Source organism: Alloalcanivorax sp. C16-2, assembly GCF_046507615.1.
Classification (GTDB): Bacteria; Pseudomonadota; Gammaproteobacteria; order Pseudomonadales; family Alcanivoracaceae; genus Alloalcanivorax; species Alloalcanivorax marinus_A.
Genome location: NZ_JBKFTL010000001.1, coordinates 806,125 through 824,661, shown reverse-complemented (window position 1 = coordinate 824,661; position 18,537 = coordinate 806,125). Strand labels below are relative to the sequence as shown.

Sequence of the window (18,537 nt, the reverse complement as noted above, 5' to 3'; positions counted from 1 at the left end):
AAAGCGGAAGGGCGGGGATTCTAGCCCAGACGGCGTCCGGGCTCAAGGGCGCTGGCACGCGAGGCCCAACACGCTTACACGCTTACACGCTAAGTCAAAACCCGCGGCGGAACGGATTGCGAATTGGCACCCCGCTTTCTGCAAACCCGCAAGACGGGCCGGTGGCACCGATTTAGCGTGCCAGCATGTAAGCGTGTTAGCGCGCCAACGCGGCGCGGATATGGAACAACACCACCCCGGTGGCCACGGACACGTTCAGGCTCTGTACATAGCCGGCCATGGGAATCGCCAGCAAATCGTCGCAGCGCTCCAGGGTCAGGCGCCGCAGGCCCTCGCCCTCGGCGCCCATGACCAACGCCAGGGCCGCCGGCGGTTGATACTCGAACAGCGACGCGCTGTGCTCTTGAAGGGCGGTGCCGGCGACGCGGATGCCGCGCTCCTGGAGGCCTTCCAGCAGCCGTGCCAGGTTGCCCACCTCGAAGTACGGCAGCGACTCGGCGGCGCCGGCGGCGCTGCGGCAGGCCACCGGGGTCAGGCCGGCGGCATGGCGACGCGGCACGATCACCGCATCCACCCCGGCGGCGTCGGCACTGCGCAGGCAAGCGCCCAGGTTGTGCGGATCGGTGACGCCTTCCAGGATCAACAGCAGCGGCGGGCGGCCCAGGCGATCCAGATAATCGGCCAGGGCGGCATCGTCACCGGGCCGGCGCGGCCGGGCCCGGGCAGCCACGCCCTGGTTCTGCGGGCCGGCCAGCTTGTCCAGGGATTCGCGGCGCGCCAGTTGCACGGCGATGCCCTGGTCCCGGGCGGCGATCATCAGGGTCTCCAGGCGGGCGTCACCGCGCCTGGCGCGGCTGTCCAGCACGAACAGCTCCAGCACGCCCTCCGGGCGATGCCTCAACAACGACTCCACGGCGTGGATGCCGGAATACATCAGCGGCTTGGCCTGGCCGCCCTTGCGGGCACCGGGCTTGCCGGCCGGGCGGCGCGGCGCTTGCGGGTCGCTCATGGCGGCCGTGCTCAGCGGCGGCGACGGCGCTTGCCGGCGCCGCCCTTGCCATCGCTCTTGCCATCACCCTTGCCGCCCTTGGGGATTTCGCCCCGGGCCAGCTTCTCGCGTTCGGAAGCACCTTTCCCGGAGCCGCCCCTGGACTGCCCACCGGAGGCTTTTTTGTTGCCGCTGGCGGCTTTTTTCTTGCCGCCGCCACGCCGCCCCTTGGCGGGCGTGCTGCTGATCAGCTCCAGGTCGATCTTGCGTTCGTCGGTGTGCACGCCGGCCACCTTCACCCGCACGCCGTCACCAAGGCTGAAACGGCGCCCGGAGGATTCCCCGATCAGCGCCATGTTGACGTCGTCGAAGTGGTAATAGTCGCTGTCCAGGTTGGCCACGTGCACCAGGCCGTCGATGTGCAGATCCTGGATCTGGATGAACAGACCGAAGGCGGCCACGCCACTGACCACGCCATCGAATTCCTCGCCCAGGTGATCCTCCATGTACTGACACTTGAGCCACTGCACCACGTCTCGGGTGGCCTCGTCGGCGCGCCGCTCGGTCATCGAGCAGTGCTCGCCCATGGCGACCATGCCGCTCTGGCTGTAGGGCAGAATGTGATCCTGGGGGATCGCCGGCAAATCGCCCGGGTTGTCCGCGTGGGGCGTCTCGGCGCCGCCACGGATCAGATAGCGGATGGCGCGGTGCACCAGCAGGTCCGGGTAACGGCGAATCGGCGAGGTGAAGTGGGTATAGGCGTTGTACGCCAGCCCGAAGTGACCCTTCACCTCCGCCTCGTACTTAGCCTGGGACATGGTGCGCAACATCATGGTCTGGATCACCTGACGGTCCGGACGCTCGGCGATGGCCTCGCCCAGTTCCTGGAACACCTGCGGGGTGATGGAGCCTTCCGACCAGGCCAGGCTCAGACCCAGCCCGCCCAGGAACTGCTGCAGATTGGCCAGGCGCTCTTCCTTGGGCGGCTCGTGGTTACGGAACAGGGTCGGCACACCGGCTTTTTCCAGCAGGCGGGCGGCGCAGATGTTGGCGGCCAGCATGGCCTCCTCGATCATCACGTGGGCCACGTTGCGATGCACCGGCACAATGTCGCGGATCTTCTGGTGCTCGTCGTAGAGAATGCGGCTCTCGTCGCTCTCGAAATCGATGGCGCCGCGCAGCTCCCGGCGCCGGCGCAGGGCGGTGTACATCTCGTGGAAGGCCCAGATCGAATCCAGGGACTCGTCGTCCAGGCTGTCCACGGTCTTGATCGCCAGCTGCGATTCCGGCTCCTCGATGAGCGCGCCCACCTTGGTGTAGGTGAGACGGTGACGGGAGCGCATCACGCCCTCGCGGAACACGAAGCGCGACACCCGGCCATTGGCGGACACCAGCATGTCGCAATACAGACACAGCCGGTCCACATGGGGGTTCAGCGAGCACAGACCGTTGGACAGGGCCTCCGGCAACATCGGTACCACCCGGTTGGGGAAGTACACCGAATTGCCACGCTTGTGGGCTTCGTTGTCCAGCGGGCTGTTGGGGTGCACGTAATGGCTGACGTCGGCGATCGCCACGATCAGCCGCCAACCGCCGCGCTTGCGGCGCTCCACGTAGACGGCATCGTCAAAGTCGCGGGCGTCCTCGCCGTCGATGGTCACCAGCGGCAGGTCGCGCAGGTCCACCCGGTGGGCCTTGGCGGGATGGGGCACCTCGGCGCCGAAGCGCTCCGCGTCGGCTTCCACGCCCTCCGGCCACTGGTGGGGAATCTCGAAACGGCGCAGGGCCACATCCACTTCCATGCCCGGCTGATCCGGCGTGGCGATGATCTCTTCCAGGCGCACCAGCACGTTGTGGTCCCGGGACGGGTACTGGGTGATCTCGGCACGGACATGGTCGCCGGGGGCCGGCTTGATGTCGTTGTGGTCCTCGACCAGCACTTCCTTGGTAATGCGGCGGTTTTCCGGATCGATGAAGGCCACGCCGGCCTCCTGGCGGTAGCGGCCAACGATCTCGGTGACCGCCCGCTCGGCGATCTCGACGATGCGCGCCTCTTCCTTTCCAAACCGGTTGAAGCCGGCCACGCTGACCAGCACCCGGTCGCCGTCCATCACCTTCTGCATCTGGCGCGGGGCCAGGAACAAATCCTTGCGACCGGGCTCGTCGGCGATCAGGAAGCCGAAACCGTCGCGGTGCGCCTGCACCCGACCGGCGATCAGGTCCATGCGCGAGGCGATGCCCACCTTGCCGTTGCGGTTCTCCACCAGCTGGCCGTCGCGCAGCATCGCCTTGAGGCGGCGCTCCAGGCCCACCTCGCCGTCCTCACCCACCTCCAGGATGTCGGCGAGCTGATGCTTGCCGAGCGGCTTTCCCTGGTCGTCGAGGACCTTAAGGATCAATTCGCGGCTGGGCACCGGATTTTCGTATTTCTCCGCTTCCCGGTCCGCGTGGGGATCCTTGTAGCGTTTCCTGGACATTCAACAACCTCTATGAAAATACATGTATTAGCGCGCCCCGAGGCGGCGCCAGTGGCGGCTACCTTAACGCAGCGGGAAAAGAGAGGAAATCAACCGTTGACATCCGGTCATCATATACTAGAATGCACGCGCTTTCGCGATGAAGCGTTCTCGAAACGAATCGCGACTCGCCGAGGTGGTGAAATTGGTAGACACGCTAGCTTCAGGTGCTAGTGGGGGCAACCCCGTGGAGGTTCAAGTCCTCTCCTCGGCACCAATTAGAGAAAGGCTCCCAACAGGGAGCCTTTTTCGTTTCTCGGCCGGACTCCCGGCCGGTGGCCTTGCATGCCCCGCCGAACTGGCCCACTATCCGGCCTCGGAGCCGCCCGCGAAAAGGCGGCCAGCATCTCCTTCGTGAACGACGCCGGTACCGCATGCGCTTATTGATCCTTTCCCTGATGCTTGCCCTGGGCCTGACGATGGCTCCGCCCGCCCCCGCCCAGCAGGATGACGGCGCGGTCCATCCGGAAATCCAGAAAGCCAATGCCCAACGCGAGAAGATCGAACGCCGCGAGCGCCTGTTGTTGCTGTTTCCCGCCGGCGTCCTGGGCCTGACCATCGCCCTGGTCATCATCACCCGCCGCCGGCGCTGAGCCCTTCCGACTCAATCCAGCAAATCCGAGTAATCCCGGTCCCGATAATCTCCCAGGTCATCCCAGGGCATGTTGTCGGGTGCCGCCAACGGGGTGGCACGAATTGTACGCCCGGACAGGCCTTGCCTGCCCTGCGCGATGATCGACACCGCGTAACGCCCAGTCGGATCCCATACCAGAGTGATGCTATGATCGCCCCGCTCCAATTGATAGGTTTCTCTGCCATTTTCGTCGGTGGACGCCGGCTTCAGGGATTCCAGTGCGCGCGGGTCCGCCAGTGCCCAGCTTTCCGCCCAATGGCCGTCGAACCCCACGTTGCCATAGTAGGGGCGAGCGATATCGATGAGTCGTTTCTCGTGGCGATCCACCAGTTTGACGTCCAGGTTGCCCTGGCCATCGCGGCGAATCCACAGCGGCGCGCCCACCACATCGGCATGTTTGTGGCCCAACCCGCCGTGGGCGTGCTGGTCGTGTTCCCGTTCCGCCGCCTCCGGGATCTCACGCTCGATCCACAGGGCGTTTTCCTCGCGGTACAGGGTTTCCGCGTAGTCCATTTGCTGGCGTACGCCGTCACGTCCGATCTGCCATTGCTGGTATTCGACACGCAACGCCTCGACTGGCTCGGCCGAGGCGACCGGCGGCATCATCAGAACCAGCGCCACGGCCAGGCACCCCATGCGATTGATAACTTTACTCACGTTTTCCTTCTCCATAAAAAAGGGTGGCCGGAAACGACCACCCTTTGAAACGCGAAGCATTACAGCCCCATCGCGTCCTGAATCAGACCGAACACCTCGATGTTGTTCAGGGTGCCCTTGAACTGTTCACTACCTGCGCCGCCGGCGGTGAGACGGATGTCACCACCACCGTGCGTCTCGCTGCCCGGACCACCGAGACGCACACCCACTTCCTGCAGGTAATCGTCTTCCAAAACCTCGCTTTCAGTCAGGGTGGCACGGCTCGCCTCGCGGGGGCCACCACCGTTGCCAAACACCAGGGTAGTGAAGGGCTTGCCCTGAGCGTCCAACGCCAGCTCACCACTGCGATATTCCTTAAGCAGCCCAAGCACCGGATTGCCAATCTTGGAGTAACCGTTAAAGGCCATCACGTGGTCATGGTCGGCGGTAACCACGATTAGCGTGTCTTCCATATCTACCTTGCTCACCGCCGTGGCGATGGCTTCGTCGAAGGCCAGCGTGTCTTCCAGCGCGCGCTTGGCGTTGGTGCCATGCAGCGCGTGGTCGATACGGCCACCTTCCACCATCAGGAAATAGCCGTCCTGGTTGCGCGACAGGATGTCGATGGCGGCGCTGGTCATGTCCGCCAGGCTCGGCTCGTTCAAGTCGCCGTTAACCCGGTCCAGCTCGTAATTCAGGTCACTGCTGTTGAAGATCCCGAACAGCTTGTCGGTGCCCGCCAGGTTCACGCCGGCCAGCTCGGAACCGGTGCTCACATAGGTGTAGCCGGCGTTCTGCATTTCCACCAGCAGGTCGCGGCCGTCGGTGCGCCGCCCGCCGTCGGTGGTGGGCAGAAAGTGACGGCGGCCACCGCCGAGGATCACGTCGATGCCGTCGTCGCCCAGCTCGCCGTTGTAGCCGTCACCGCCCGGCACCATTTGCGCGGCGATGGTGTTCTCCGCGTTGCGATTGCAGATATGGGCGTAGGTGGTAGCCGGAGTGGCGTGGGTGATGCGCGTGGTGGATACCACGCCGGTGCCATAGCCGCGCGCCTTGAGGATTTCCAGCAGCGTTTGCGCGCGCTCGCCGTTGCCACTGGCCGGGCAGGTGCTGTCGCCATTGGTCTGGTAAGGGTTGCCGTTGGCGTCGTTGGGGTTGGTGTCCGGCGTCATCGAAATCACTTCGTTCTTGGATTTCATGCCGGTCATGTAGCTGGCCATGCCCGGGGCGCTGTCGGTGGTCTGGGCGTCTTCGGAGTAGGTTTTGATGCGGGCGGCGTAGGGCAACTGCTCCATGGCCAGCTTATGCCGCTCCGGAATCTCCAGGCCGAGTTTTTCACCCGCGTAGATGCGCGCGGCGGTTTGCGTCACCGGGCCCATGCCGTCGCCCAGGAAGAAAATGATGTTCTTGGCCTCGGCGGCCGCGTTCTGAGTGGCCAGAGCGGCGGCACAGCAAATCAGCGCACCGCCAATGATGGAAGCTTTCATGATGTTCTCCTGCGTGGTTGGCGGTTTATTCCAGATCGAGGATGGCGGTGATCTTCTCGAACACCTCGGTGTTGTCGATGACGCCGTGGAAGGCGTCGGCGCCCATGCCGGTGGCGCCCAGGTAGACGTCGCCGCCACCGTGGGTTTCGCTGCTCAACTGGATGGTGGCCTCTTGCAGGTAATCGTTCCCGGCGGTGGTGGTCTCATCCAGGGCCACGCGGCTGTCCGGTCGGTTCGGGCCATTGCCGAAGCCGAGAATGGTATAGGGGTTGCCGTCCACATCGGTGCGAGGAGTCCCCTTGTTCGGACCGTTGGCATAGTTGCGAACCAGGCCCAGCACGCCGGCGTGACCGTCAGTGGTCGCTCCGGTTCGTTCGGCGTAGCCATTGATCACCAGAGTGTGATCATGGTCGGCGGTCACCACGATCAGGGTGTTTTTCAGGCCCGGGTCAATGTTTTCCATTTTTTCCAACGCCGCGGCGATAGCATTATCGAAGGCGATACCGTCGGTCAGCGCGCGCTTGGCATTGCTGGCGTGCAACGCGTGGTCGATACGCCCCCCTTCCACCATCAGGAAGAAACCGCTGTCACGGGCATGCAGCATATCGATGGCCTTGCTGGTCATCTCTTCCAGACTGGGTTCCTGCTGGGGAACGCGATCCAGCTCATAACTCATATCGCTGCTGGTGAAGATACCCAGCACACGGTCCTCATCGGCCACGTCCATCAGTTCGGAAGTGCTGGAGGCGTACTGGTAGCCGGCCTCCTGCATTTCCGCGATCAGATCGCGACCATCGGTGCGACGCCCACCGTTGTCGTTAGCCAGAAAATGACGACGGCCGCCGCCCAGCACCACATCGATGCCATCGCCCAGGGCGGCGTTGTAGCCTTCTCCACCGGGCACCATCTGCGCGGCGATGGTGTTCTCACCATTACGGTTGCACAGGTGCGCGTAGGTGGTCGCCGGAGTGGCATGGGTGACCCGGGTGGTGGTAACCACGCCGGTGGCGTAACCGCTGGCTTTCATTTTTTCCAGCAAGGTGGGTACCGGTGAACCATTACCTTGCTCACAGGTGGTGTTGCCGTCGGCGTCCACGTATTGGGAACCGTCCGGCGCGTAGGCGTTGGTGCCGGTGCTCATGGAGATGACTTCGTTCTTCATCTTCACGCCGGTCATATAGGCGGCCATGGACGGCGCGCTATCGGTCACCTGACCGTCCTCGGAATAGGTGCGCACGAAGGCAGATTCGGGAAGCTCATCAATGGTGATGCTGCCGGCTTCTCCCGCTTCGTAGATTCGCATGGCGGTCAGCGTGGTGATCCCCATACCATCACCCAGAAAGAACAATACGTTTTTCTTGCTGGTTTCAGAGGGCGGCGGCGTACCGTTATTGTCGTTGTCGCTATCACCGCCGCAACCCGCCAGAGTCACGGCCAGGGCCAGCCCTGCCATCTTGAGCATCTTCATCGGATTATCCTGTCATGGTGTCCATTTCCGCCGACCTTTACTAACCCCGGGTCGGTCCCAAAGGTGAGTATCACGGCGCTTCATGACAGTTAGGCGATAGGAAAAAGACAGCAGCCAGACAACCGGAACCCGGTCACAATCCCACTGAAAAAAGGCTAACGGCGAAGGGAAAGCACGGGCCCCTCCGAGTGGCGGGGCCCATGTAGTGGCTTACCCGAACGGGTGGCGCTTGATGATGGTCTCGGCCCGGTCCGGGCCGGTGGAGATGATATCGATGGGCGCGCCGGTCACTTCCTCGATGCGCTTGAGGTAAGCGCGGGCGTTTTCCGGCAGATCCTCGAGCTTCTTCACGCCGATGGTGGATTCCCGCCAGCCAGGCACGGATTCGTACACCGGCGTCACTTCCGCGTAGCTGTCCGCGTCCCAGGCACATTCCAGGGTCTCACCGTCCGGGCCCTTGTAGCCCACGCAGATGTTCACCTCTTCCAGGCCGTCGAGCACGTCCAGCTTGGTCAGGCACAGGCCGCTGATCGAGTTGATCTGAATGGCCCGCTTCAAGGCAATGGCGTCGAACCAGCCGCAGCGACGGGCGCGACCGGTGGTGGCACCGAATTCGTGGCCCTTTTCCGCCAGGTGGCGACCGGTTTCGTCGAACAGCTCGGTGGGGAACGGACCGCCACCGACCCGGGTGGTGTAAGCCTTGGTGATGCCCAGCACGTAGTCCAGGTAAAGCGGGCCGAAGCCGGAGCCGGTGGCGGTACCGCCGGCGGTGGTGTTGGAGCTGGTGACGTACGGGTAGGTGCCGTGGTCAATGTCCAGCAGGGTGCCCTGGGCACCTTCGAACATAATGTTCTCGCCCCGCTCGCGTGCCCCGTGCAAGCGCGCGGTGACGTCGCATACCAACGACCGGATCTCCTCGGCCAGGGCCAGAGTCTCATCCAGGGTCTGCTGGAAATCCACCGGCTCGGCATTGTAGAAGCTGCGCAGGATGAAGTTGTGGTAGTCCATCACCTCGCCAAGCTTGGCGGCGAACCGTTCACGGTGGAACACATCGCCCAGGCGCACGCCGCGACGGGCCACCTTGTCTTCGTAGGCGGGGCCGATGCCGCGCCCGGTGGTGCCGATCTTCTGGGCACCACGGGCCACTTCCCGGGCCTGGTCCAGGGCCACGTGCACCGGCAGGATCAGCGGGCAGGCGGAGGACAGACGCAGGCGCTCGCGCACCGGCACGCCTTTCTCTTCCAGGCCGCGGATTTCATTGAGCAGCGCCTCCAGCGACAGCACCACGCCGTTGCCGATCAGGCACTGGACGTTTTCGCGCAGGATGCCGGAGGGAATCAGATGCAGGACGGTTTTCTCACCGTCGATCACCAGGGTGTGGCCGGCATTGTGGCCGCCCTGGAAGCGGGCCACATAGGCGGCCTGGTCGGTGAGCAGATCGACGATCTTGCCCTTGCCTTCATCACCCCATTGGGTACCGAGAATTACGACGTTCTTGCCCATGGCTGTTCGCTTTGGCCTGTCAGGAGGAAATGGGTTGGAGGGTCCAGCCGCCGTCGGCGGCCACCAGTTCGCGGTCGCACCCGAGCTCGCCCGGGTCGTTGTCGGCGCCGGCCAGAGCCAGCACCACCCGCTCGCCGTCGGCGCGCAGGCGCGCCACGCGATCGGTAAAGACGGCATCGGTGAGCACGCCCCGGGCGAGAATACCGCCGCCCCGGGTGACCGGCGCCAACGACGCCAGTTTTTTCAGATCGGCACTGAAGCCGGTGGCCGGCCGGGCGCGGCCGAACACTTCGCCGATGTGATCGTAGCGGCCGCCCTTGGCCAGCGGCTCACTGTCGCCGGGCAGGTAGGCGGCGAACACGCAGCCGGTGTGGTAGTGGTACCCGCGCAGTTCACCCAGGTCCAGGTGCACCCGGGCCCCGCGCGCGCGCAGTACGCTTACCAGGCTTTCCAGCTCCGTCAGCGCCTCGGTGGCGGCGGGAAACGCCGCCAGCAGTTCGCGCGCCTGCGGGAACACCGTGGCGTCGCCGTCCAGGAACGGCAGCGCCGCCAGGGCGTGGCGAGCGGCATCGGGCAGCGCGCGGCTGGCCACGAACTGTTCCAGTTCGGTGCGTGCCTTGCGCAGGTAGATGTCTTCCAGGGCGGCCTGGTCGGCTTCCGACAGATCGCAGGCGGCGACCAGGGCACGAAAAATGCCCACATGGCCCAGATCCAACACCACCCGGTCGCCGGCTCCGACAAGATCCAGGGTTTCCAGAAGCAGCAGGATCACTTCCAGGTCGCTGTCGGCACCATCATGGCCGAACAGTTCCACGCCCAGTTGATACGGCAGCCGGGTGCCGCCGGCCTGGGGCGGCTTGGCGCGCAGGGCGGTGGAGCAATAGCACAGCCGGGTGGGGGCGTCGCGGCGCAGGCCGTGGGCGTCGATGCGCGCCACCTGCGGAGTCATGTCGGCGCGCACGCCCATCAGGCGACCGCTGAGCTGGTCGGTGATCTTGAAGGTATCCCGCTCGAGATCACGGCCGGCGCCGTTAAGCAGGGATTCCAGGAATTCGATCAGCGGCGGGAACACCAGTTCGTAGCCCCAGGACCGGTACAGATCCAGGGCGCGCCGCCGCAATTCTTCGATGGCCCGGGCGCGTTCGGGGAGGACTTCCTCGACGCCGTCGGGCAGGAGCCACTGTTCTTCCTGATTCATCCTAGGACCGTGTTAGCAGCAGGAGGCCGGCACCCAATAACATGGCGGCCAGCCCGATGAGTCTCAGCACGCGACTATCCAGATCGGCCAGTTCCCGCGCCGCCCGGCGCATACGCGCCGGCGCCAGGAACAGGGGAATGCCCTCGATGACCAGAACCAGGCACAGCGCCGTGATCAGTACGCTCGCGTCCATCGCACCGCCCGATAGCCACAAAAAAACCGGGTCCCTCGGGCCCGGTTACGGCATTCTAACACGTCCTCCAAAGCACAGACACCTTCGCGGAGCCGGCGTCATCGGCCGGCCCGGCACGGGCCAGTTGGCCATGCACGGCGAGCCCCACGGCAAAGGCGGCGAGCAGCACCTGCAGCACGAATAGCACGGTGGCGAAGCGGTGGTTCAGACTTCTCATCCCTTTTCCCCGGTCCCGATCAGCGGCCCCAATGCTAGGCGGTGAACCGCCCGCGCACACCCATGGCCCGGTCTTCCCCGGCTCATGGCCGCCTCACGGCGACCACCGCCGGCGATAGGCATCTTCGTTGATCAGGGTGGCGAAACGATGGGCACCGGCGCGGCTTTCAAGCGGCGGCGGCAGGCCGGTAAAGGCGGCGATCTTACGGCGCAGGCGGCGGAACAGGCGGGCCGGCACCGGGCGCTCTCCGGGGCGCGACTGGCCGGCCAGGGCGGACACCAGTTCCGGGTCCGGCACCCAGGCACCCGCGGCGGCCAGCAGGCGCGACAGAAGCACCCGTTCATGGCCGTTGAGAGCGATTTCGCGGTTGTCCGGGGTCCGCAGCAGCCAGCCGTCCTCGGCCAGCCACCAGCCGGCGGAGCGTGGCGGAGCGCCCCGGTCCTCCAGCCGCAGCCGCCGCGCCAGCCGCTCCAGCGTGGCGACCAGCACGTGGATGTCCACCGGCTTGACCAGATAGGCATCGGCGCCTTCGCGCAGACCCAGCAACTGATGTTCGTTGCTGCCGTAACCGGATACCATCACCACCGGTATCCGGCTCTCCCGACGCAGCCGCCGGCTGACCGAGAAACCATCCTCATCGGGCAGGCCGATATTGAGGACCACCAGGTCGAAGACCTCGCCGGGGAAGTGCCTCCACAGGGACGCGGCGTCCGGGTACCCCACCGCGCGGAATCCGCCGGCCACCAGCTCGCGCACCAATAGCGCCCGCATCGGGCCGTAGTCCTCGACCACCGCCACGCGGAGCGGGCGGTCAGCCACGACGGCGCCCCCCCGGAGTAACCGGGGCCCGCGGCGCTCGCCGGTGGCCTCGGCGCTTTCCCAAAAACGGCATAAAGAACGGTCGTCACCATGACGGCCCCGTTCCGCGGGGTACCGTCCGGCGCGTCCCCAAGGTCAGGTGATCGGAACGCCGACTATTCCGGCGGACAGGGTCGTGGTTCGCTATCTGGTTTGCGGGACTCTAGGGAAAAGTGTGATCCGCTTCACCAATCTGGACGTAGCCGCCCACTCACCACTGACTCACAACCCCATCCTGAACCGTTGCCGCTCTCCGGTCACCCGGGCACGCCGCTGTACTCTCGCATGTCGTTTACCAGGTAGCCCACGCCACGTACCGCCTCCAGGGGCAGGGTCCATTCGCTGACCGCGCGGATTTTGCGGCGCAACCGGTAGATCACCATCTCCAGGCGGTGCGGATCGAAATCGTGCACGTCCGGGGTCAGGGCACCGATCAGGGTCTCCCGATCGATTGGTCGCCCCCCGGCTTCGATCAGGCAGCGCAGCATGTCACGTTCGTAGGCGGTGAGGGTGACGTCCTGCTGGTCCGGCGTGCGCAGTTTCCAGCCATCGGCCACCAGCCGCCAAAGGTTCTCCTGGCCGGGCTCCGGATCCGCCATCTCCGGCACATCCATGGTGCCGCGCAAACGCCGCCCCAGGCTTTCCAGGGTGGCCACCAGGACGCCGTAGTCCACCGGCTTGGTGAGGTAAGCGTCGGCACCGTGGCGCAGCCCGTTCACCTGGTCGGAGCTGGTGGCGTAGCCGGTCAGCATGACGATGCCCACCTGGGAGGCACTGCGCAGATGCTCCGCCACCGACAGGCCGTCCTCGCCGGGCAGCCCCACATCCAGCACGATGAGGTCGCAGCGTGATACCGTCATATGGCGCCACAGGGCAGTGGCATCGGCACAGCCCTTGACGTTGAAACCGTTGGCGGCGATTTCATTCACCACCAGTTCCCGTTGCTCGGGGTCGTCCTCGACGACCACCACATCAAGACGTCGTTCGCTCATCCACCCTCTCCTTCTTTGCCTTCTTCCAGCGTCCAAGTGGTCAACATAAACACGTATTGCAACAGCAGGTGTGGGGAGAACGGCTTCACCAGCCGCTCCACGTCCGGCGGCAGCTCCCGGGCCAGCGCCCCCGCCTCGGGCAGATAATCGGAGATCAGAATAATCGCCAGCTCGGGGTAAAGCGGGCGCAACCGTCGAATCAGCGCCGGCCCGCCCAGCCCGGGCATGCGCAGGTCGGTGACCAGCACATCCGGTATCCGGCCACGACCGATCACCCGCCAGGCTTCCTCACCATCGCGAGCACCAAGCACCCGACAACCACCGTTTTCCAGGGTCGCGCCAAGCATGGCGCGCAATTCATCGTCATCATCGACCAGCAGCACCAGCGGCGAATGCACACCGCCGGGCGGCGCCGCCAGCTCGCGGTGCGGCAGCAGCAGCCGGAAGCGACTGCCCGCCCCGGGCCGGCTTTGCACCTCGATGGCGCCGCCGGCTTCGTTGATCACCTTGCCGACCACCGCCAGCCCCAACCCGGTGCCGCTGCTTTGCCCCTTGGTGGTGAAGAACGGCTCGAAGATGCGCCGGCGCACGTTCTCGTCCATGCCCACGCCGGTATCGCTCAGGTCAATTTCCACCCGCGAGGCGTCTTGTTCTTGCCGACCGACCGCCAACCGGAAGTGGCCGCCTTCCGGCATCGCATCGCGGGCGTTGGTGGCCACGTTCAGCACCGCCAGTTCGAACTGTCCCCGGTCAATGCGCACCGGCAGAACCTCTTCCGGCAACAGCAACTCGATGCGCACGCGCGGATCGAACAACTGGCGCAGCATGCCCTCCAGGCCTCGTAGTGCCTCGCACACATCAAACACTTCCGGGTGCGCCACGTCCTGGCGGCTGAAGTTGAGCAATTTGCGACTGATCGCCGCGCCGCGCCGGGCGGCGGTTTCCACGCCGGCCAGGGCCTCGAGCAATTCCGCTGGCTCACGGCGCCGTTCACGCCACTGCGCGTAACCAAGAATGACACCGAGAATATTATTGAAATCATGGGCCACGCCGCCGGCCAACTGGCCGATGGCCTTGACCTTCTGTACGTGCACCAGTTGCTCCATGGTCTGTTCCCGTTCTTCTTTTTCGGCTTTCAAGGAGCGACGCGCCGCTTCCAGTTCCCGGCGCCGGGTTTCCACATCGTCCAGGCTGGTGGCCAGGCTGGTCAGCGAGCCGTCGAAGACCACCGCCACGACGAGAAAACTGACCATCAGGCCGGCGGCGATCTCAAGGGCCAACCCCGGGGCGGTACCGACATAAAGTTCATGTCCGACCCCCACCAGCACGCACAACCAGGTAAACACCAGCACCCCCCACAATGCCCGGCGTCCGAACAAGACGCCGGCCAGGGCCAAAGGAAACACATGGGCGATCTGGGCCGGCCCCGGGCTGCGGATACCGGACAGCAGATACACCAGCATGATCATTGCCAGACTGCCGGCCAGAAACAGCCGGGCGGCGAACCGGAATCGCCCGCGGCGAATCAACAGAAAACCCAGCCAGGCAAAACCCGCCACCCAACCGTGGATGACCAGATAAAATCGTTCCAATTCCCCCAGCGGCCCGCCGCCCAACAGCCGCAGCGACCAGCAAAACGGGATCAGCACGCCAAGAATCAGCAACACCAGTTGCAGCGTCACCGCGCCGTGACGGTCACCCTCCCCCACTACCCGTTCCAGCCAATACCGCGCTTTTCTGTGCATTCAGCCTTGTTCTCCCTGCGCTGGCGGCACGCGTGGACGGAGGGCCTCGAAGGCCCGCCCATCAGGGGGACTCCCGACTCCTCATTATGCCATTATTTGATTAATGGTAATTCACTCTCAAGCCCTTCACCCTAATCGAATCCTCACGCGAGGAATACGCTCCGCGAAACCCTATTATTACCATTATTGTTCCACCTTCCCCATTGCCACCTTCGTCGACCCCCACCGGCGAGGCCAGAAAGGCAACGGCGGGCGCTTTGCCCGGAGGGCGCGGCTGAAGCCGCTCATACAGGGGTATCCAGCCCGCCAGGCCGCGCGGAACGCCTATTGCGGTAATGCACAATGAACCAAAAAAAAACCCGCCAGAAGGCGGGTTTTTTCATCGTCGGCGCGGATCAGTTCGAACCCGAATCCTTCATGTAGCGGAAGAATTCGCTGTCCGGCGACAGGATCAGCAGGTCGTCCGAGGAACTGAAGCTGTCCCGGTAGGCCTGCAGGCTGCGATAGAAGCGGAAGAATTCCCGGTCCTTGGAGTAGGCGTTGGCATAGATGTTGGTGGCGCGGGCGTCGCCCTCACCGCGCATCTTCTGCGCGCCCTCGTAGGCACGAGCCAGGATTTCGGTGCGCTCACGGTCGGCGGCGGCGCGGATACGCTCGGCCACCTCGCGACCACGGGCACGATGCTCGGCGGCATCGCGGGCCCGTTCGGCGCGCATGCGGTCGAATACCCGACCGCGAACCTGCTCCGGCCAGTCGACCTGCTTGACGCGCACATCCACCACTTCGATCCCCAGGTCCTCCATGGTGGCCGCGTTCACTTCCTCGGCCACGGAGTTCATCAACTCCTCGCGCTGGTCGTCCTTTTCCGGCGGCGGGCCGCTGCCGGCGTCCGGGTCCGGCTGCCCGGAGGCGGCGCTCTCATCCCCGGAGGTGGAGGCATCGGCCTCCTCGGCGGCGGAGGTGGTCCCGTTCATCAATTCTCCGCTGCTCACCGCGGACGGGTCCAGGGCCTCATCGGGCAGGGCACCACCGCGACCGGCCACCACTTCCTGCACGGTGCGCGAGGCGAACTGGTTGCGCAACGCCTCGTTGACGCGCGGATCGAGCAGTTCCCGCGCCCGCCGCTCCATGGCCAGACCGCTGTTGGCGCCAGCGCCGACACTGACGATATAGCGCTGCACGTCGGCGATGCGCCAGGTCACGAAGGCATCCACGTTAAGCAGCTTCTTCTCGGCGGTGAGGAACGACTGGGTGGGCACGTCGTGGGTGAGCAGACGCCCGTCCACGCGAATCACCTCGTCGATCAGCGGCACCTTGGGGTAAATACCCGGCTCGATGTCCGCCTGCTCCACCCGGCTGAAGCGCTTCAGCACGGCCTTCTCGGTTTCATTGACGATGTAGAACGAATCCAGGGCCAGCAGCAACAGCACGCCCACTGCCACCAGCACCAGCCAGCTACGTGTGCTCATCAGCGAATCTCCGTGCGGTTGCTTTGGTACAGGCTGCGCGACGTCTTGCGGCCACTGCCGCCGTCATCGGCGCCGGCGCTGGCCGGATTCGACGCCCCGCCGGTGCCGCCACTGGATGCGCCGCCGCGGGTGTCGGTCTTGCCGGCGCGACCCTTGAGCATCTGATCCAGGGGCAGGTACATCAGGCTGTCGCCGTTGGGGATATCCGCCAGCACCTTGCTGGACTTGCTCAGCACTTCGGTGATGGTGTCCAGATAGAGGCGCTGCCGGGTCACTTCCGGCGCCTTGCGGTATTCGGCCACCAGGTCGTTGAAGCGCGCCGCGTCACCTTCGGCTTCCGCCACCACCCGGGCTTTGTAGGCCTCGGCTTCCGCGCCGATGCGGGCACCCTCACCACGGGCCTGCGGGATCACCGAGTTGTAATAGGCTTCCGCTTCCTTCTTGAAACGGTCCTCGTCTTCCTTGGCCTTGGCGACGTCGTCGAAGGCGTCGCGCACCGCTTCCGGCGCGGCGGTCTTGTCCAGCACCACCTGGTTGATCACCAGGCCGGTATTGTAGCGGTCCAGGTAATCCTGCAGGCGCTCGCGCACCTCAAGACGAATGTCCTCGCGGCGGTCCTTGAGAACGCCGTCCATGGTGGAACTGCCCACCACGTGCCGCAGCGCGGAACTGGTGGCGTGTTCGAGGATGGCTTCCGGGGCACCGACGCGCAGCAGGTAGGCCTGCGGGTCGAGCACCTTGTACTGCACCTCCAGGGTCACCGCCACGATGTTGGTGTCCTCGGTGAGCATCTCCTCGCTGAGCTCGTAGCTGCGATTCTGGCCGACATCGACTTTCATGGTCTGCTCGATGACCGGGGCACGCCAGTTGAGGCCCGGGTCCACCATGCGGTTGAACTCACCAAAACGCAGCACCACCGCGCGCTGGCTCTGATCCACCACGTAGAAGCCCATCAATACATAGCCGACCACCAGGATCACCAGCACCACCGCCAGCAGGCCGCCAGGGAAGCCGCCGGACGGCTTCTTGCCACCGCCACCGCCGCCGCTCTTGCCGCCAAACAGGCTGTTGATACGATCCTTGAGGTTCTTCAGTGCTTCATCGAGATCCGGTGGGCGCTGATCGCCGCCACCGCCACCCCCGCCCCAGGGGTCCCTGGGCTTGTTGCCGCCGGGTTCATTCCAGGCCATTGAATTCTCCGTTATCCCGCTCTGTGCGAGCGTCCAGGATTGTAGGAAGGGGTCTCCGCGTCTGCAACCGACGGGTCCGGTACCTTTACCTGTTCCTCGTCCAGCCCCGCCTCGCGCAGCAATCGCTCGAAGTGCACCCGATTGACGTGCACCCGCAACAGCATGCCCCCATCCGTGGCCGCCTGCTCATCGGTCACCTCGCCGGCCTCGTGCAGACGCGCGCGCAGCTTGCCCGCCCAGGGTGGCAGCCGCAACCAGCGGTCCACCCAACGATCAGCCAGCCGTTCGGCGATCGCCTGGTTGAGCAGGTCAAAACCTTCACCGGTGGCCGCCGACAACCACACTCGCCAGGGCAGTCCCTGCTCGTCGCGCTCCAGGCGGGCCCCCTCTTCGAGACGGTCCACTTTGTTGTAAACGTGCAACACAGGCACCTGATCGGCGCCGATTTCCTCCAGCACCTCGTCCACCGCCGCCACATTGGCGTCCCGTTCCTCGGCACTACAGTCGGTCACATGCAGCAGCAAGGACGCGTTAACGGTTTCTTCCAGGGTGGCGCGAAACGCCTGCACCAGCCGGTGCGGCAGATGACGAATGAAACCCACCGTATCCGCCAGGATCGCCGGGCCCACGCCCGGCACGCGCACCTTGCGCAGGGTCGGGTCCAGGGTGGCGAACAACTGGTCGGCCACGTAGACATCACCGGTGGTCAGCGCATTGAACAGGGTGGACTTGCCGGCGTTGGTGTAGCCCACCAGGGAAATCAGCGGGGTTTCCGAGCGATCCCGGGCACGCCGGCCCTGAGCGCGCTGCTTGCGCACCTTATCCAGCCGCGTCTGAATCGAACGGATACGCTCGCGCAGCAGGCGCCGGTCGGTTTCCAGCTGGGTCTCACCGGGCCCTCGCAGGCCAATGCCGCCCTTCTGGCGCTCCAGGTGGGTCCAGCCACGCACCAGGCGGGTGGACAAATGCTGAAGCTGGGCCAGTTCCACCTGCAGCCGCCCCTCGTGGGTGCGGGCGCGCTGGGCGAAAATATCCAGGATCAGACCGGTGCGGTCGAGCACCCGGCATTTCACCGCGCGCTCCAGGTTCCGTTCCTGTCCGGCGCTCAGGGCATGGTTGAACAGCACCACGTCGGCCTCGTGCTCGCGCACCAGGTCAGCCAGTTCCTCGGCCTTGCCGGAGCCGATGAACAGCGCCGGGTCGGGCCGGTCGCGCTTGCTCACCAGTTCCGCCACGGGCTCGACCCCGGAAGAGGTCACCAAATGGTGAAATTCGTCCAGGTCCTCGCGCCCCAGGGCGTCGGGCAGTTCCAGATGAACCAGCACCGCTTTCTCGCCGGCGCCGGTGCGCACCTGTTCGGTACGATCAAAAAGATCCATGGGTTCCAGTGTAAAGGACACAAAAAGCAAAGCCACGCCGTTCGGCGTGGCTTTGGCGAGGGAG

The 18,537-nt window shown here is 65.1% G+C and carries 16 protein-coding genes and 1 tRNA gene; 2 read left to right on the top strand and 15 right to left on the bottom strand.

Annotated features, from left to right (window positions below; translation table 11 throughout):
- Positions 1-196: 196 nt before the first annotated feature.
- On the bottom strand, positions 197-934 hold the full coding sequence (rlmB, locus tag ACLD02_RS03880) for a 23S rRNA (guanosine(2251)-2'-O)-methyltransferase RlmB (RefSeq protein ID WP_410298628.1): 738 nt from the start codon (positions 932-934) through the stop codon (positions 197-199).
- An 86-nt stretch (positions 935-1,020) separates the two neighbouring features.
- Positions 1,021-3,465 carry a ribonuclease R gene (rnr, locus tag ACLD02_RS03875; protein WP_203103253.1) on the bottom strand — a complete coding sequence of 815 codons (2,445 nt, stop codon included), beginning with the start codon at positions 3,463-3,465 and terminating at the stop codon, positions 1,021-1,023.
- Between the two features lie 169 nt (positions 3,466-3,634).
- On the opposite strand from rnr, the gene ACLD02_RS03870 reads away from it, so the two are divergent.
- Together ACLD02_RS03870 and ACLD02_RS03865 are read left to right on the top strand one after the other, a co-directional pair.
- A tRNA-Leu gene (locus ACLD02_RS03870) sits at positions 3,635-3,721 on the top strand.
- Positions 3,722-3,878: 157 nt separating this feature from the next.
- Entirely contained in the window at positions 3,879-4,097 is a 219-nt protein-coding gene (locus ACLD02_RS03865; RefSeq protein ID WP_238400946.1) for a hypothetical protein, read from the top strand.
- Positions 4,098-4,108: 11 nt separating this feature from the next.
- Here ACLD02_RS03865 and ACLD02_RS03860 read toward each other — a convergent pair whose 3' ends face one another.
- From ACLD02_RS03860 to hflX, 13 genes are all read right to left on the bottom strand, one after another.
- Positions 4,109-4,795, bottom strand: a complete 687-nt coding sequence (locus ACLD02_RS03860) for a hypothetical protein (protein WP_203103255.1) — start codon at positions 4,793-4,795, stop codon at positions 4,109-4,111.
- A 59-nt stretch (positions 4,796-4,854) separates the two neighbouring features.
- Positions 4,855-6,261, bottom strand: coding sequence for an alkaline phosphatase (locus ACLD02_RS03855; RefSeq protein WP_203103257.1), 1,407 nt, complete (start codon positions 6,259-6,261; stop codon positions 4,855-4,857).
- A 25-nt stretch (positions 6,262-6,286) separates the two neighbouring features.
- Entirely contained in the window at positions 6,287-7,729 is a 1,443-nt protein-coding gene (locus tag ACLD02_RS03850) for an alkaline phosphatase (RefSeq protein WP_410297977.1), read from the bottom strand.
- A gap of 210 nt (positions 7,730-7,939) precedes the next feature.
- Positions 7,940-9,232, bottom strand: a complete 1,293-nt coding sequence (locus ACLD02_RS03845; RefSeq protein WP_203103261.1) for an adenylosuccinate synthase — start codon at positions 9,230-9,232, stop codon at positions 7,940-7,942.
- Between the two features lie 19 nt (positions 9,233-9,251).
- Positions 9,252-10,430 (bottom strand): ATP phosphoribosyltransferase regulatory subunit, encoded by a 1,179-nt coding sequence (locus ACLD02_RS03840; protein WP_203103263.1) that lies wholly within the window; start codon positions 10,428-10,430, stop codon positions 9,252-9,254.
- Between the two features lies 1 nt (position 10,431).
- On the bottom strand, positions 10,432-10,623 hold the full coding sequence (locus tag ACLD02_RS03835; RefSeq protein ID WP_161384568.1) for a DUF2065 family protein: 192 nt from the start codon (positions 10,621-10,623) through the stop codon (positions 10,432-10,434).
- A 55-nt stretch (positions 10,624-10,678) separates the two neighbouring features.
- Positions 10,679-10,840 carry a hypothetical protein gene (locus ACLD02_RS03830; protein ID WP_410297976.1) on the bottom strand — a complete coding sequence of 54 codons (162 nt, stop codon included), beginning with the start codon at positions 10,838-10,840 and terminating at the stop codon, positions 10,679-10,681.
- Between the two features lie 93 nt (positions 10,841-10,933).
- Positions 10,934-11,659: a response regulator gene (locus ACLD02_RS03825; RefSeq protein WP_203103265.1), complete on the bottom strand. Its 726-nt coding sequence runs from the start codon at positions 11,657-11,659 to the stop codon at positions 10,934-10,936.
- Positions 11,660-11,955: 296 nt separating this feature from the next.
- Positions 11,956-12,690, bottom strand: a complete 735-nt coding sequence (locus tag ACLD02_RS03820; RefSeq protein ID WP_203103267.1) for a response regulator transcription factor — start codon at positions 12,688-12,690, stop codon at positions 11,956-11,958.
- Positions 12,687-14,435 carry an ATP-binding protein gene (locus tag ACLD02_RS03815; RefSeq protein WP_410297975.1) on the bottom strand — a complete coding sequence of 583 codons (1,749 nt, stop codon included), beginning with the start codon at positions 14,433-14,435 and terminating at the stop codon, positions 12,687-12,689. Before ACLD02_RS03815 ends, ACLD02_RS03820 begins: the two co-directional genes overlap by 4 nt.
- 395 nt (positions 14,436-14,830) lie before the next feature.
- Positions 14,831-15,904 (bottom strand): protease modulator HflC, encoded by a 1,074-nt coding sequence (hflC, locus tag ACLD02_RS03810; RefSeq protein WP_410297974.1) that lies wholly within the window; start codon positions 15,902-15,904, stop codon positions 14,831-14,833.
- Positions 15,904-17,094 carry an FtsH protease activity modulator HflK gene (gene hflK, locus ACLD02_RS03805; protein WP_203103273.1) on the bottom strand — a complete coding sequence of 397 codons (1,191 nt, stop codon included), beginning with the start codon at positions 17,092-17,094 and terminating at the stop codon, positions 15,904-15,906. Before hflK ends, hflC begins: the two co-directional genes overlap by 1 nt.
- An 11-nt stretch (positions 17,095-17,105) precedes the next feature.
- On the bottom strand, positions 17,106-18,473 hold the full coding sequence (hflX, locus tag ACLD02_RS03800; protein ID WP_203103284.1) for a ribosome rescue GTPase HflX: 1,368 nt from the start codon (positions 18,471-18,473) through the stop codon (positions 17,106-17,108).
- Positions 18,474-18,537: the final 64 nt, after the last annotated feature.